Annotated in this window: 16 protein-coding genes and 1 riboswitch; of the genes, 5 read left to right on the forward strand and 11 right to left on the reverse strand. The window is 44.1% G+C overall.

What is annotated here, in order from left to right:
- Positions 1-608: 608 nt before the first annotated feature.
- A complete protein-coding gene (locus tag DKT75_RS12055) occupies positions 609-941 on the reverse strand; it encodes a DUF4144 family protein (protein ID WP_109823691.1) in 333 nt (110 codons plus the stop codon).
- 89 nt (positions 942-1,030) lie between these two features.
- Positions 1,031-1,225 carry a CPXCG motif-containing cysteine-rich protein gene (locus DKT75_RS12060; protein WP_109823692.1) on the reverse strand — a complete coding sequence of 65 codons (195 nt, stop codon included), beginning with the start codon at positions 1,223-1,225 and terminating at the stop codon, positions 1,031-1,033.
- A 297-nt stretch (positions 1,226-1,522) separates the two neighbouring features.
- On the opposite strand from DKT75_RS12060, the gene DKT75_RS12065 reads away from it, so the two are divergent.
- The 3 genes from DKT75_RS12065 (at position 1,523) to DKT75_RS12075 (ending at position 2,547) form a co-directional block, all read left to right on the forward strand.
- Complete coding sequence (locus tag DKT75_RS12065; protein WP_109823693.1) at positions 1,523-1,930, forward strand: hypothetical protein; 408 nt, start codon at positions 1,523-1,525, stop codon at positions 1,928-1,930.
- Between the two features lie 100 nt (positions 1,931-2,030).
- Positions 2,031-2,309, forward strand: a complete 279-nt coding sequence (locus DKT75_RS12070) for a hypothetical protein (RefSeq protein WP_109823694.1) — start codon at positions 2,031-2,033, stop codon at positions 2,307-2,309.
- A 7-nt stretch (positions 2,310-2,316) separates the two neighbouring features.
- On the forward strand, positions 2,317-2,547 hold the full coding sequence (locus tag DKT75_RS12075) for a hypothetical protein (protein WP_109823695.1): 231 nt from the start codon (positions 2,317-2,319) through the stop codon (positions 2,545-2,547).
- Between the two features lie 12 nt (positions 2,548-2,559).
- On the opposite strand, the gene DKT75_RS12080 is transcribed toward DKT75_RS12075, so the two are convergent.
- The 9 genes from DKT75_RS12080 to DKT75_RS12120 form a co-directional block, all read right to left on the reverse strand.
- On the reverse strand, positions 2,560-3,741 hold the full coding sequence (locus DKT75_RS12080) for an MFS transporter (RefSeq protein WP_109823696.1): 1,182 nt from the start codon (positions 3,739-3,741) through the stop codon (positions 2,560-2,562).
- Positions 3,742-3,826: 85 nt separating this feature from the next.
- Entirely contained in the window at positions 3,827-4,996 is a 1,170-nt protein-coding gene (locus DKT75_RS12085) for an MFS transporter (RefSeq protein WP_109823697.1), read from the reverse strand.
- A gap of 2 nt (positions 4,997-4,998) precedes the next feature.
- On the reverse strand, positions 4,999-5,484 hold the full coding sequence (locus DKT75_RS12090; RefSeq protein WP_211665404.1) for a GNAT family N-acetyltransferase: 486 nt from the start codon (positions 5,482-5,484) through the stop codon (positions 4,999-5,001).
- 16 nt (positions 5,485-5,500) lie between these two features.
- On the reverse strand, positions 5,501-6,907 hold the full coding sequence (locus tag DKT75_RS12095; RefSeq protein WP_109823698.1) for an MFS transporter: 1,407 nt from the start codon (positions 6,905-6,907) through the stop codon (positions 5,501-5,503).
- Positions 6,900-7,553 (reverse strand): energy-coupling factor ABC transporter ATP-binding protein, encoded by a 654-nt coding sequence (locus DKT75_RS12100; protein WP_109823699.1) that lies wholly within the window; start codon positions 7,551-7,553, stop codon positions 6,900-6,902. Before DKT75_RS12100 ends, DKT75_RS12095 begins: the two co-directional genes overlap by 8 nt.
- Positions 7,550-8,338 (reverse strand): cobalt ECF transporter T component CbiQ, encoded by a 789-nt coding sequence (gene cbiQ, locus DKT75_RS12105; RefSeq protein WP_109823700.1) that lies wholly within the window; start codon positions 8,336-8,338, stop codon positions 7,550-7,552. Before cbiQ ends, DKT75_RS12100 begins: the two co-directional genes overlap by 4 nt.
- Positions 8,338-8,940 carry a cobalt ABC transporter permease gene (locus DKT75_RS12110; protein ID WP_109823701.1) on the reverse strand — a complete coding sequence of 201 codons (603 nt, stop codon included), beginning with the start codon at positions 8,938-8,940 and terminating at the stop codon, positions 8,338-8,340. Before DKT75_RS12110 ends, cbiQ begins: the two co-directional genes overlap by 1 nt.
- On the reverse strand, positions 8,940-9,551 hold the full coding sequence (gene cbiM / locus DKT75_RS12115; RefSeq protein ID WP_109823702.1) for a cobalt transporter CbiM: 612 nt from the start codon (positions 9,549-9,551) through the stop codon (positions 8,940-8,942). Before cbiM ends, DKT75_RS12110 begins: the two co-directional genes overlap by 1 nt.
- A 3-nt stretch (positions 9,552-9,554) precedes the next feature.
- On the reverse strand, positions 9,555-10,364 hold the full coding sequence (locus DKT75_RS12120) for a DUF4198 domain-containing protein (RefSeq protein WP_109823703.1): 810 nt from the start codon (positions 10,362-10,364) through the stop codon (positions 9,555-9,557).
- A gap of 111 nt (positions 10,365-10,475) precedes the next feature.
- A riboswitch (cobalamin riboswitch) is annotated at positions 10,476-10,650 on the reverse strand.
- Between the two features lie 149 nt (positions 10,651-10,799).
- Here DKT75_RS12120 and DKT75_RS12125 point away from each other — a divergent pair.
- Together DKT75_RS12125 and DKT75_RS12130 are read left to right on the forward strand one after the other, a co-directional pair.
- On the forward strand, positions 10,800-12,797 hold the full coding sequence (locus DKT75_RS12125; protein ID WP_109823704.1) for a lipoprotein TP_1001-related protein: 1,998 nt from the start codon (positions 10,800-10,802) through the stop codon (positions 12,795-12,797).
- Between the two features lie 88 nt (positions 12,798-12,885).
- Positions 12,886-14,691 carry an AAA family ATPase gene (locus DKT75_RS12130; protein WP_211665406.1) on the forward strand — a complete coding sequence of 602 codons (1,806 nt, stop codon included), beginning with the start codon at positions 12,886-12,888 and terminating at the stop codon, positions 14,689-14,691.
- Position 14,692 lies beyond the last annotated feature (1 nt).

Below are 14,692 nucleotides of genomic sequence, written 5' to 3' on the forward strand. Positions count from 1 at the left end.
ATGTAGCGCCTGCGATCTCTACCGCAGGAAGGAGGCGAATTATATATAAGCCTCAGATCTTGTCAACGTTTTTTTGAACTTTAATTCGATTAAACACTCAACCGAACCGAACAACAAAACACCGACCTAATACTCATGATCAATCGAGGAAAAACCAAGACCTTTCAACTACTTAAGATGCAGTTCAACTGAACAACTTCCGTCTCAAGAGCGGCGCATTATAGACAGATCTGAGCACCCGTCAACCCCTTTATGAACCTTTTGTTAATTTAATTCCGAGCCGTATATTTTAGAACTAAAACTAGACCTTAATTACCTAGCCACACCTAACTACAAACTTCCCTAATTTATCGAAAGGCTCTCAACTTAAGAAGGTTTCTCCAATTAAGTTTGATGATACCTATGCCGTTACTAGCCATAAGTTATTGCCACATACCCAAAGCGTCCAACTAAAGCCACCATCACTCAGAGATACCAAATCGTACTTAACAAACCATCAGCTTCAAGAAGACACAATCCATTGTTAATCAAAGCCAGCTATATATAAGTTAGACTAAGCACACTTCTACACATGACATAAAGGAACTACTAAAACTGATGCGTATATCTCAATGTTCATCCTTAATAAAAGCGACACCTCTAACAGCCTCAGCGATTGAGGGAAATATAAGTTTAGAGATGCAACAATTACCAAGCTCTGAGGCATGATGCCTAACAAGTTCGGTTACCTCATCCAAGCCCATCTCCTTTTCTGAAGATTTTTGACCAAGAGTGACAGTATTACTCAAATCAAATATCGCCCCCGAGGAGTCAATTAGCTGATCATCTGAATTGAAATGGTAACCATCTAGTTCTACACTTGCATCCCACTCCCCTGCGTCTGCAACATAGACCAACTCGTGATCACCTGCGTATTTGATAATTGCTGGCCATGTAACCATGACTACTCCTTACTATAAATTGCCATTGGCTTCTGCTGTTCACAGTTTAGCAACCTGTGGTTATTGCTACTGAGTACTAAGCAAGGTTATTACATCTCATTTTCACCATGAACTTGCACTGACAGCCCATTCTCTTCATCCCCTGACACCAAAAAGTTAATAGGGCGACAGCAAACCTGACAATCTTCAATATACTGCTGATCAATATCTTGAGGATCTAGCAATACATCCAAAGACTCACCGCAATATGGGCAACTGACTTCTGTTTCATGTAAAAAGCTCATACCGACTACTCCTAGCAACACTCTACCGTACTGTTCAATACAGAATTAATGACAATATTAGTCTATTAAAAAACAAGCATTTAACAAACTTCAACCTTATTAATAAGAACATTAACACAGGCAATACACCATCCACTTTCAATTATTTCTAGAATAACTAAGTCCGCAGAAATTACCAATAACCATAATTCACCTCTTGACCGCCGATTCAAGCAGCTAATCCAGCTCATGCTATAGCCTAATAAAGACAAAGCGCATGATACCTATCATGAACACTAACTTAATACGGATTTCATCATGAAAGGACTCAACCCTTCAGCTCTTTGCCTAGTTGCAAGCCTCGGAACATCCGTACAAGCTGCAGAACATACTGAAATTAAAGTTAAAATGACCCAGTTGACCGGCAAACACTGCTCTAATGCTTTGGAAAAGGCGAACACCATTATCTCTGGTGACTGCATTACTTACCGTATTGAGGTTGAAAATGTAGGTGAACGTGTCGCTCATGATGTGGAAGTTTCTGCACTAATTCCAGAATTCACAGAACTACATACAACGTTTCGTAAACTGTCGAACCAGCAGAACCTTGGCTCTATAATTGAAAAAAAATCAAACGGACAGCGCATTATTAAAACAACACTCGAGGCTTTACCCGCTTACGGCTTAGATAAAGTTGTGCTGGAATACTCCGTTAAGGTGATTTAGTACAGTATTTAAGCCCAATAGGATACTATCGAACTCACTTGGTTGCCCCTTACACCTTGGCTATGTAAGATACCTCACCAATCTATTGTCGAGCTAAATAATGTATATATTTTCCGTTACTGCTAAAACTAAAAAAGATATCGACGGCTTTGAGAAAGGCGCAACGGCACCATTCATTGTTTATATCGACTTCGCAGACTTAACGGGTGCAGAGTACTTGGCACGTTACTATGTTACTAAAGAAGGTTTCTTTGATATCTCAATTGATAAGCGCCGCCAACTTGAGCGTAGCAAGGTAAAACAGTTTAGTGAGAAGAACCCACAAGTAAAAGAAACACTTAAGACGGGTTACGCTATCCAACTGTTTGACCAAGACTAAGTAAACAATGTCAGCTGATCATCAAAAGAAACTTAAAACGAGCTACTGGTTAAAACTAGGCTTTCTCTTCAGTATTGGATTGTTCTGCTTTACTGTTGCACCAAAGATTGCCAAAGACCAGCTTACTACCAATCAAATTGCTATGTATGTATTAGCATACTTAGTAGCAGGTGCTGCTTATGGGCTCGTTTCAAAGAAGGTTTACTTACGTGCTCACGAACGTGATAATAATAAGTAAACCTCAATTCTCTTAAGCCTTTTCAACAGCCTCTCGGACGTATATCCACGATAGCACTCCTGCTACTGTGGACATTGCAGCACTGATGTAAAACGTATTTTCATTACCGAGATCATCCCAAGCATACCCACTCAATAAACCTCCTATTGCGCCACCTAAACCAGCATTTAAGCCAGCATATAAAGCTTGCCCTCGACCTTGCAGTCGACCAGTAAAGTGATGGTGTATTAACTGAATTGCTGTCACATGAAATAACCCGAAAGTTACGGCATGAAGCAGCTGACTTATAACCAGTGCAATCATCGAGTCAACCATTGCTCCTAGTAAGACCCAGCGTATGACCGTCAAAAACAGAGCAATAATAAATAACCTAGAGACCCCAAAGACTGGAATGATCCTGTGTAAGAATATAAATAGCACAACCTCTGCGGCAACACCTAGCGCCCACATCCACCCAGTGAATAAGCGAGAATACCCGTGATCATCTAAATAGATACTGAAAAAAGTGTAATAGGTCCCGTGACTCGCGGTTTGTAACATGCAAGCTAACAAGAAAACCCAAACCACTGGCTTCTTTACTACACTCCACAAGCTTCTTTCACTTTCTTCTTTAACCACCTGTGCTTTATCAGGAACCAACCATGCCACAAACCAAAGTAATACAAATGTAACCAGCATGGCATCGACCACACGGCTTTCATCACTTGCTTCAATCAGCATTGGTACTAATAGCGTTAGCACTACAAAACCGATAGACCCCCACAAACGTATTTGGCTGTAACGACTAGACTGTGCGCCTAAGTGGTTTAGCGTCAGCGCCTCAAACTGAGGCATACTGGCATTCCAGAAGAAACTAAACATGAAAATTGCCATAAACATGCTCCAGTAACCACTACTGAAGTAAACCGTCGCAAACAGTGGGATAGTTAACAAACAGGCAAGACGAATCATTCGTACCCGGCTACCATTTAGGTCTGTCAGCCACCCCCAAATAAAGGGCGAGATCATTTTGGTCAGCATGAACACGGCCATCAACTCCCCAATCTCAGCCGAGCTAAAGCCACCCTCTTCCTTTAGATAAACAGTCCAATAGGGTACAAACACACCCAATGCACCATAATAAAAGAAATAGAATAATGATAACCGTGAGTAAAGTGATCTCTGGCTAATTTGATTTGGAGCTATAGGTTCCATGGAATTCACTGACTTAAAATGAGCAGGAGATGTTACTCCTTTAACATTATTTTACACAAAAAATACCGCTAATAAGCACTCATCATTACTTATAGTTTCGTGCAGCTAAATATGCGACAACCAACAAGCTACTTAGTGCGAACACTGCCATTACCACACCGACTGACAGCCAACTAGTATCCGCTAAAAAACCAATACTGATAGGTATCACAAGAGAGAACACCCGCGACCCTGCTGTGACTGCACCTAGCGCAGCGCCTGCATTTTTAGGATCTTGCGCAGCAATATCGTAAAGCGTTGGAAATAATACTGATATGCCTATACCTGAAATAGTTAGTCCGATAAATACTAGCGGTACACTATCAATCAAGCAGGCAACACTAAGACCAATAAATGCAGTAATAACTGCATATTTAAGCTGCCTTCGTTTATTGATGCGAACTGCAACCCAATCTCCTGATAAACGTCCAATCACCATTCCTACAGTGAAAGCAACATAAGCAAGACCTGCTATGCCTGCGCTCATATTGAGATCATCGGTCATGCGAAAAGGAGACCAATCGCTTCCAATTAATTCCGGCACAAAAACAGCACCACCCAACATGGCAAATACCCATAAGCTTATCGGTACCCGTATCTTCCTTATTGCAGAAGCACCCGCTTCTGGATTATCTACAATAACCTCATCTGAATTTAGAAGCCCCTTTCCTATATATAACAGTGACAAAGACATAATGATGGAGGTAAGTAACAAGTGCCATTGCAACGAAATTGTGAGTGCCGCCATCACGGATGCAATTAGCCCACCCACCACAGAGCCGACACTCCACAAACCGTGCAAGCGATTCATAACAGGACTTGAGCGCCGAGCACTGATATTGGACCCTTGAATATTCATCGCCACATCGACAATGGGATCTAACATCATAATTAACGCGAGCACGGTGAACAGCATCCAAACAGAGGAAGCCTGTGCAACTAGTGGGAGAATACAAATAACGGAAATTGACCCAAAAATCATAGATTTTTTGGTGCCAACTCTGTTAATTACCTTAGCTGCAAGCCAACTTCCCAACAGCCCACCTAAACTTGCCACAGTTAGAACCTGCCCAATCGTTCCAAGATCGACATTGAGTAAATCACGAATTTCTGGCAAACGAGGAATATAAGATGACGCAATCATGCCGTTGATAAAAAACTGCACTGCTACGGCATATAATGCGCGCTTGTCTATAGATTGCTGTGAATGAGTCACGACTACAACTCTTGCAGATGACGCTCCATTGTGAAGTTGGTAATAATCTCCCCTTCCCTTTCCACTTTATTTTCTTCAACTAGGTTGAAACCTTTACCTTCAAAGAATGGCCTTGCGACAAAGGAAGCCTCAACATATAAACGCTTCATTCTCTTTTTCACAGCCTCTTCTAAAAGGTGTTCATACAAAGCGCTCCCAATACCTTGGCGTTGAAAATCAGGAAGCGTGTACATACAATCGATATGACCACCTGGGTCTAACTCGATAAAACCCACCATCTGCTCGCCCACCATCGCAACATAAGGCTGCTTAAACATTAGACGCATCACCCACGAGTCATATTGTCGCGGTAGCTGCGCCCAGGCATTCTTTTGAGCATCACTATAAATAGATGAATCAATACCATGAACTGACTCATAAAACACATCAGTGACTTGTCGCGCCATGTCACTGGTATAGTTTTTTATTTCCATATTTTCAAATGTCATAACACTCCTTTAAGACTTAATGTCTTGGCCACTGACTATGATGTTCGTCAATAACAAACCGGTGGCTGTGTTGAATTTCGGGGTGATAATGTGGATGGACGTGCGGCTCTTTGCCTTCCCAACCTTGATGATGGTGCTGATGATGCTCATCGTGATAATGCGGATGAAGATGATCCAATTCGGGGTGGTGGTGCTTTAGGTTTTCAACATCATCCGCAGGCCAACGCCACACAGCAAGCCCTAGCCCTAAAACGCCGACTACTGTAAATCCTAATGCTGCAGCACTCAAGCCATAAGTCCCCAACCAACCTGCAAGCGGGTAACACAACAGCCACATCAAATGTGACAACGCAAAATTAGCAGAGAAAAATGCGCTGCGATCTGCTTTGTGACACGAACGTGTGATCAAGCGGCCCGATGTCGTCAATATTATCGATGAAGCAAACCCGATAATCGCCCATAATATCGCCAAGATAATAACATCTGGCTTAGTAAAGCATAGCGGTATCAGAGGTAATATCATTAATACCGCCGCTAGCAATACCAAGGGGCGGTCGTTAATGTGGTTTTCTAATAACCACGGCGTTAATCGGGCAGATAACATTGCACCAACGCCTGATGCAGCCATCACCCAAACAGTGGCTTGCTCTGTTAAACCTAAGTCACCTTGAACATATGCCACTGTATTAATAATCACGAGTGCACCAGTTGCGGCAACGACTAACTGCAACGCAAGTAGACCTTGCAAACGAGGTGTACGCAAATAAGCATTTACCCCGTAACTTATGTTGTGCCATATACCCCCCAAGCGTTCACCAACCACAGTAATAGGAAACGGAGTCATGGCTAATATTATTGCAGACACAACAAAGCTCAATGCATTGAATAGAAACAGGTAGTTATAACTTAAAAGCAGTAAAGCGGCACCCGCCAATGCAGGGCTTAAAATACGCTCCAACTCATAAGCAATACGCGAATAGCCTAATGCTCGGGTGTACTGTGCTTCACCTTCAAACACATCGGGAAGTATCGCCTGAAAAACGGGGGTAAAACCTGCTGATAAAATATTAATGGAGAAGATTAGCGCGCATAGCAGCCAAACATCTGTCACCCAAAACAAACTGAAAACGACAATTGCTCGACTCAGGTCTAAACCTATCAACCATGCTTTACGAGGTAAACGATGAACTAAACCGCCAAAGATTGGAGCAAATATAACCGATGCGAGGACTCGCGACGACCAAACAAAACCCAAGATAACGGCTGCCTGCAGCCCCATGAGATCAAATGCCAGTAGCGCTAACGCAACTTGAGTAAACCCACTACCCACCAGTGACGTAATTTGCGCGGAAAATAAGCGCATGAACGTTGTATTTTCAAACGGTGATAACACCAGAGCATCATGAGAATGATGCTTAGACATCGAGTATCTTGCCACCCTGCAGACGGGTGCGTCGAGTCACTAAAGCATCAAGAAAACTTGGCTCGTGCGAGATAATGATCATCGCTTGTGGCAATGTACTTAGTACTTCAATTAAACGTAATCGGGCTTGTTTATCTAAAGCATTGGATGGTTCATCCAACAACAGAACATCAGGTTTCATCGCTAATACCGAAGCCAATGTCACCATGCGCTTTTCACCACCCGATAACTGATGGGTAACACGATTTTCAAAACCAGCCATACCCAAACAATCTAAAACACCTATGGAAATTGCTTTAGCTTCATCAAAGCTTTTGCCTTGATTTAGTGGGCCAAACGCCACGTCTTCTAACACGGTTGGACAAAACAATTGATCGTCAGGATCTTGAAACAGAAAGCCTGCTTTTGAACGCACTTCAATAAAGTCAGCTTCGATCTTTCGTTCTTTTCCAAAGGCAAACACTCTGCCTGATTTTGGTTTATTCAAACCAACCAGCAAGTTTAAAAAGGTAGTTTTGCCCGCACCATTACTCCCTTCAAGTGACACGCGTTCACCGGCATGCAAACTCATATCAACCGAGTCCAGCACAACGCCTCGAACAGGGTAGCTATAACTTAATTGCTCTGTACGAATTAACTCAGTCATACCGTATACGCTCCCGAAGCAATGGAAAAAATGGCGAATAACACAGCTAGGATAATCAATCCTGTATCTCGCTGTTGCCAAGCCATTGTATCGAACAAGTACAACTTGCCACAATAGCCACGGCATTTCATGGCGTCATAAATACGCTCCGAACGCTCCAAACTACGTACCAATAACATGCCCACAAGGTAACCTATGGAACGAAGTGTATGCACATTTGTTTTTGGAACAAACGCCCTCGCACGCATCGCTTTGCGCATACGTCGGTATTCTCGACTAATAACATCCAAGTAACGAACGGTGAATAACAGTAAATGAACCAGCTTTTCAGGGACTTTTAAACGCCCCAGCGCATGACCCAAAGTACTTGCTTCCATGGTTCCTACGAGTGCGAGCATGGTCAATACAACAGCATTGGCTTTGAGCGCAATCGCTATTGCAAGCATGAAACCTTCTTTGCTAGCACTAAGCCCAAACACGTTAAATAACTCATCACCTGTCACGGTAAATGGCAGCATGATAATCATCATTGCGACAAATAAATCCATCGCAATGACACGTCTGAAGGTACGTTTAAGGTGAAGTGACGCGAGACAAGCAAACACAAATGCGATAATCAAACCGATAAATGGAAGTAACAGATTTTTGCTAAACACAACTAGCAGGGCAAATATTACCGCCATCAGTATGCGTGCACGAGGGTCAAAACTATCGACCAAGCTCGGCTTATGTTCGATACGCTGACCTTTCCATGCGGTCATACTGTGCTCTAAAAACTGAGGCATTAGGGATTAGTCTCTTTACGACGCGAAGCCATCCAAGCAGCAACGCCAAACAAACCAAAGATAAACCCTAAACCACCCGTAATATCACGGAAAAACACTTTCTCTTTGTAAGCACGTATTTCTTTTTGCAGTGGACGTACTTGTTGAGCAACCGCGTTACGAATGAGGCGTTGGAATTGCTCAGTCGAAATACTACCAATGGTGTCATTCGACACAGTATTGCTTTGAGTGGCAGTTGGTAGCGAAGTACTTATAGACTCAACCGCTGTCACATTGGCTGCATCTGCTGATAACTCATTAGCATCTAACACCATTTCTGCAATATGCCCTGCGCCTAAATCCACCTTAAACACATGCTTTTGTGCACTACTCGCTTCAAATAAGAATATACCTTCAGCTTTTGTCTGTGTTTTACCTAAGGCACTACCTGATTCATCAAACACTTCAACGACCAAACCTGCTGGCGCCATATCGCCATTAGAAAAGCCTATTTCACCTTCGATCAATAAACCATCTGCATAGACCCCCGACACAACATTATGCGCCAAGGCAGAAGTCATAAAGCCGACTGACAATAAACAAAACAACATGATGTGTCTCATTATGACTGCCTCGTTGCGCTAAAAAAGTCTGGCTTCACACGCACTAATAAGTGAACAGCCGCGGCCGTTACCAAAGCTTCAACAACCATAACAGGCAAATGACTGATCAGCGATAACTTAGCAGCCACTATAAAACCATCGCCCGTCAGCGCCAACGACCCCGCCACCATAATAGCGGTTAACACAACAGAGCCCGCACCCACAATACCGCCTAATATAGCGGCTTGTTTCGGTTGACTCGTTTGTATCCAATGCCTAAAACTAAGCCCCATCACTACCGCAGGCAGTGCGATATTTAACGTATTAACACCCAACACAACTATCCCGCCATAACCAAAGAACACCGCTTGTAATAACAAAGCGATAAACAATGCTGGAAATGCGGTCCAACCTAACGCTAAACCAATCAAGCCATTCAAAATCAAATGCAAACTAGTTGGCCCGACAGGTACGTGAATGAGTGACGCGATAAAAAACGTGGCACTCAACATACCCATTTGTGGAATACGATCGAGATCCATACGTTTAATACCGTAGGCAATCCCCGCTAAGGCTGCGACAGCTCCACCAATAACAACGGAGTCAGACAATGCACCATCAACAATATGCATAACTTACCTCAGTTTTTTCAGTTGGTGAGCTTGTATCCAAAGCACTGCATCTTGCGATAACAACTTGCTCTTATGTACTTTTTCCTCCCCAACTCCTAAGGCTGCAAACCCCCAGTAGCCTGCATGAGGAAGTCCAAAGAAGAAACGACCGTTTTCATCTGTTTTCAAAGTCACTATGCTTAAATTTTCAAAAGGGTATTCAACAAACGCTTTTTCTTCAAACCCATCAGCAGCGGTATTAACTGCATGATTCAAATACTCTACTTCGACATCAACCCCAGCTTTAGGATGACCATTTGCCATCACAACACCCGTAAACAAACCACCCGCATAAACACCATAAGGTTGAGAGTCTGGAATAATCTCTGCAACAGCATTACTTGGCTTGTCCCAGTCAGTGGGTAAACCTCCGACATTGATAATCGTTTTAGTAAACTGCTGAATATAGCTATCTTCACTCGCTTCAAAGTAAGGCGCTGGTGTTAGGTTAAACACGTAATCGCCGATACCACGAAGTTTGGTCTCCGCTTTATAAGCCGTTGCCGTGCCCTTCGTGCCTTTCCAATTTAATGCAGTGAGCTCGGAGGTAAGGTCTTTAGTTTTACCTTTATGCGTCACAGTCAATAACTTAGGCGCAGCGATATCCATCACAGGGCCGCCATGAGACGGGTGAGTAAAAGGCATACTTAAGGTGATTGGGCCGCCTTTTGAACGGATATAGCCGTCAACTTGCAACATCTGAAAATGTGCGTGGGCAGTTTGAATACACAGCAGTGCGACTGCACTCGCTGCAAATATTGGTCGTAACGTCATACTTAGTCTCCTTGTCTTATCCGAATTAATCGAATAAATAAATCAAGAAGGTGAAATTAGAGGGGGTTGCGAATACTTGAGTAATCGCACGGTGTGGCCCTCCGCAACACCTGTCTGCTCGCTTGATTGGCTGGTATCGGACTCTTGGGCTTATCAATCTAAGCACGCAATTACCGTTGCGGGGGCAGTGTTGGCGTTGCTCATACGCAAGCGTATTGGCGCACCATCTTCCCATTTAACTGACACAAAGTTTCCCTCTGTCAGCACCGATCAAAGCAGGGACTATATGAGAGGTGTTTGCGGGGTGTCAATCTATTCCCATAAAGTATTGCACAGCTTATGAAGCAACACCCCGTCAGACGGTAGTCAGGTATTAATCAGTCAGAAAGCTCCCCCCATTTACGATTGCATAAACACCTAATATATAAAATAATAATGATAATACGGTTTTTCCTACTACTCATCACCACACTTGCTACTCAAATGGCAGGCGCGGCTGCGATTACGCCTTACCTAGAAATGGTGAAAGTATCGACCGTAGGCTCTAGCTGGAAAACAGTACCTTTAGATAATAGCTATTCCACGCCCATTATTGCCTGTACCTACAACCTCCCGTCGTCTAGTGACAGCGATGCTGTTGTTCGTGTTCAAGCAGCCGGCTCTGGGTTTCAAGTTAAAGTCCAAAAACCGATTATGTCTACTGCGGTTACCGCGAGTGATGTTTACTGCACGATCTCAGAAGAAGGCTCTTACACTTACCCTATAAAGTACGAAGCACATAAAGTCTCATCCGCTAACACTAACTATGGGAGTAACTGGAGCCTTGCCATAATGGAAAATGTCACAGCCAGTAAAGTGTTGACCTATGACCAACCTGTCGTTATTGGTCAGGTAATGACTTATAACAATGATCACTTTTCAGTATTTTGGTCCACTAACTGCTCAAGCAGATCAACACCTCCAACCGATGCGGCCGTTTGTGTGGGGAAGCACACTGGGCAAGTCGTACCTGCCACGCCATTTGCAGAAGACTTAGGCTATATCATTGCTGAAGAAGCTGAGTACTTTATGGAAAGTGCCAATGTCAAAATTGCTCTTGGCGCAGATACCATCTTCGGAGTAGGTAACTCCCCTGACACCTATATTTATGACTTAGGCAGAGAATACACTTTAGCAACCGCATCACAGACTGCAGAAGATGGCGGAAATGGTGGTTGGGCTGTTTTATATGGCAGTAATCCCGTTTCTCAAGACTTAAACTTGGCGGTTGAGGAAGATACAGTCACAGGTGATACCAGCCGTAGGCACACTAGCGAGCAAATGGCTTACTGGGCGATAAAGCCTATTAATCACACTAGTCCTCGTGCCAACTTAATCATCAATGAAGTACTTTATAGCGCAGGCACAGGCTTACAAGAATTCGTCGAGCTTTATGCAACAACCAGTGGCTCTATTGAGAACTATGTTGTTAGCGGTCAAGATGGGGTGTCACAAAACGTTTTATTACCCGAACTAACTGTCGCAGCGGGTGATTATGTCATTCTTCATTTTGGGACGGGTTCTGACAACACGATTGGCAATGTACATCACATTTACTCCAACGGTAGCACCGCAGTACTTGCCAACACGGCTGATGATGTCGTGCTATTTAAGCCCTCAATATTGGACGTAACCGACCTTCAGTCATTAAACTCTGGCATCATCAATGGTGTCCCTGTTGACTATGTCGCCTATGGTTCCGGTGGCAGTATTGACCCTGTTCCCACTAGTGAAGCTGGTGTAACCGTTAGCTGGAATGCTGTAGATGGTGCAAGACTTGATGGTACGGCAGCTGGCCAATCAATTAGTTTGACATTAAATGGTACTGACACTGACACGAGTGTTTGCTGGGAACATACAACAAGCGGTGATGCGAGTGCTTGCCCAGGTTACATCATTACCTTTGACCATGACGCTTCTGCTTTCATTAATAGCCAAGGTCAAGATAACAACTTTGCGCCGATACTCGCGCTAGAAAAATCCGTATTAACAATATACGACCCATTTAACGGCGCAAGTAACCCGAAGGCAATTCCAGGTAGCGTGCTTGAATATACGATTACTGCAAGCAACAGTGGCCCTGCGCCTGCGGACAGTAATACCATTCGTATTACAGACATGATTCCGACAGGAACTAAAATTTGTGTAGCAAACAGTGGTTATTGTATACCGCCCTACTTTGTCGACGGCTCGCCTTCCAGCGGTCTAAGCTTGGGTACAGTCGTTTACTCTACCAATAACGGTAGCACCTACAGCAGTTCAACAAGTGCTGGCGGCGACGGTGTAGACACTAGCGTCACTCATGTCAGTGCGCCAACAACTGGACAGTTCCAACCTTTAACGGCTGGCGCAGCAAGCTCATTTAGTTTCAAATTCAGAGTGGTGGTTCAGTAGTAAAATAGCACCTGCGAAAAACGATTGTTTTTGCAATTCCTCGGGAGTTTCCCTACATTAGCAAGCTTTACCTAGTAGTTGAATGCTGATGTCGGATACTCCCGCATTTCCCTTTGTTGCCGTCACTGGACAAGCCTTACTCAAACTTGCGTTAACACTAATAACAATTAATCCGTCCATTGGCGGGGTATTGATTAGTGGGCCTCGTGGTTCCGCAAAAACCACACTGGCTCGTGGCTTGGCACAACTGCTTCCTCAAAAAGGGAAACTAGTCACGCTACCTTTAGGTGCTAGTGAAGAAATGCTCATCGGCTCTCTTGATTTGCAACAAGCACTCAGCGACCAACAGGTGAGTTTTAATCCCGGTTTATTAGCTAAAGCACACGATGGCGTGTTGTATGTCGATGAAGTAAATCTACTGCCCGATGCTTTAGTGGACCAGCTGCTGGACGTTGCGGCCAGCCGCGTTAACATTATTGAACGCGATGGCATTAGCCACCAACACCCTGCTGACTTCTTACTCATTGGCACGATGAACCCTGATGAAGGTGAACTTCGTCCTCAATTACAAGACCGATTTGGCTTGGCGGTTGAGTTAGGTAATCAATACAGCATTGATGAGCGAATGGAAATCGTGCAACAGCGCGAAGCATTCGATCAGAACCCTGCTGCATTTATTGCGAAGTATGCTGACTCACAACGCTCGCTGATCAAACACATTCAATCAGCACAACTCGCTTTATCGAATGTAACTTGTAGTGACGCGTTACGACGCAATATTGCCGAGCGCTGTCATGAAGCAAATGTTGACGGGATGCGTGGCGATATTGTTTGGTATCGTGCGGCACTTGCTCATACGGCTTGGCAAGGTCGCAAGCAAGTCACTCTTGAAGATATCGATACCGTCGAACCTTTGGTATTGAGTCATCGTCGAAATGACAACGGTAACTCGACGCCCCCTCCACCATCGTCACCTTATTCTAGACCACCTGAAAAACCACCCGAGCCGCAAAAACAGCAGCCGAAAACACCACCTAAAGATACGCAGCAGAGTAGCTCTCAACAACAGCAATCACAGGGCAGTGATAACAGCAACAATGAGTCTGACAACTCCGATGATAATGCTGGAGATAATGACTGGGGCGGTTTGCCACCTCAGCAGCAACATTTAGAAACCGTTGAAGCTATACGCTTACCTAGACAGAAACAGACTTCAAAAATTCGTCCGACTAGCCCAACTTTGAAAGACAAAGTGATGGCTGGAAAACAGAAAGGACAAGCAAAAGGTGGTTCTCGAAATGGTCGAGCACCCTCACCGAGTGTAAGTTGGTTTAATACCTTAGTTGGTAATATAGCCAAACGTAACGCCCCAACTGACTGGCAATTACATTACAAAAAAGCACGGTCAGGAAAAGCTGTTTTACACCTCATACTTCTGGATACTTCCTCTTCAACGTTAGCAGGACAAGCCTTTGCTAAGTCTAAAGGTGCAGTGCTTCAAATCGCTGAGCAAGCGTATTTACTACGTGAGCAGTTAGCCGTAATGAGCTTTGGTCATGAGCAAGTAAAATGGTTACTGCCACAAGTTCGCGCCCCCAAACATTTACAATCTTTGTTAAATGAAACACCTGCGGGCGGTGGCACACCTATTCGTGATGTCATTATGCAAGCACAACAATATTTACAAGGTGCAGTGGTCAAAAGCCCTGACTTGGAGATTCAAACTTACGTGCTAACTGATGGCCGCACCACTCAAGACTTTGATGGTTTATCCCTACAAGGACATTGCACAGTGATAGATACTGAGCAGTCAGCCGTTAAACGTGGTCGTGGTAAAGCACTGGCCAACGCCATGGGTGCAGACTACTTTCACCTGAACGCTTTAGGAGTTTAAT

This window comes from Leucothrix arctica (assembly GCF_003172895.1).
Classification (GTDB): Bacteria; Pseudomonadota; Gammaproteobacteria; order Thiotrichales; family Thiotrichaceae; genus Leucothrix; species Leucothrix arctica.

What these genes read in the sequence shown, in the direction of transcription:
- DKT75_RS12130 (WP_211665406.1), top strand. Translation starts at nt 12,886, where the DNA reads ATGTCGGATACTCCCGCATTTCCCTTTGTTGCCGTCACTGGACAAGCC.
- DKT75_RS12095 (WP_109823698.1), bottom strand. Translation starts at nt 6,907, where the DNA reads ATGTCTAAGCATCATTCTCATGATGCTCTGGTGTTATCACCGTTTGAA.
- cbiQ (WP_109823700.1), bottom strand. Translation starts at nt 8,338, where the DNA reads ATGCCTCAGTTTTTAGAGCACAGTATGACCGCATGGAAAGGTCAGCGT.
- DKT75_RS12065 (WP_109823693.1), top strand. Translation starts at nt 1,523, where the DNA reads ATGAAAGGACTCAACCCTTCAGCTCTTTGCCTAGTTGCAAGCCTCGGA.
- DKT75_RS12125 (WP_109823704.1), top strand. Translation starts at nt 10,800, where the DNA reads ATGATAATACGGTTTTTCCTACTACTCATCACCACACTTGCTACTCAA.
- DKT75_RS12110 (WP_109823701.1), bottom strand. Translation starts at nt 8,940, where the DNA reads ATGAGACACATCATGTTGTTTTGTTTATTGTCAGTCGGCTTTATGACT.
- DKT75_RS12055 (WP_109823691.1), bottom strand. Translation starts at nt 941, where the DNA reads ATGGTTACATGGCCAGCAATTATCAAATACGCAGGTGATCACGAGTTG.
- DKT75_RS12100 (WP_109823699.1), bottom strand. Translation starts at nt 7,553, where the DNA reads ATGACTGAGTTAATTCGTACAGAGCAATTAAGTTATAGCTACCCTGTT.
- DKT75_RS12090 (WP_211665404.1), bottom strand. Translation starts at nt 5,484, where the DNA reads ATGACATTTGAAAATATGGAAATAAAAAACTATACCAGTGACATGGCG.
- cbiM (WP_109823702.1), bottom strand. Translation starts at nt 9,551, where the DNA reads ATGCATATTGTTGATGGTGCATTGTCTGACTCCGTTGTTATTGGTGGA.
- DKT75_RS12060 (WP_109823692.1), bottom strand. Translation starts at nt 1,225, where the DNA reads ATGAGCTTTTTACATGAAACAGAAGTCAGTTGCCCATATTGCGGTGAG.
- DKT75_RS12070 (WP_109823694.1), top strand. Translation starts at nt 2,031, where the DNA reads ATGTATATATTTTCCGTTACTGCTAAAACTAAAAAAGATATCGACGGC.
- DKT75_RS12075 (WP_109823695.1), top strand. Translation starts at nt 2,317, where the DNA reads ATGTCAGCTGATCATCAAAAGAAACTTAAAACGAGCTACTGGTTAAAA.
- DKT75_RS12080 (WP_109823696.1), bottom strand. Translation starts at nt 3,741, where the DNA reads ATGGAACCTATAGCTCCAAATCAAATTAGCCAGAGATCACTTTACTCA.
- DKT75_RS12120 (WP_109823703.1), bottom strand. Translation starts at nt 10,364, where the DNA reads ATGACGTTACGACCAATATTTGCAGCGAGTGCAGTCGCACTGCTGTGT.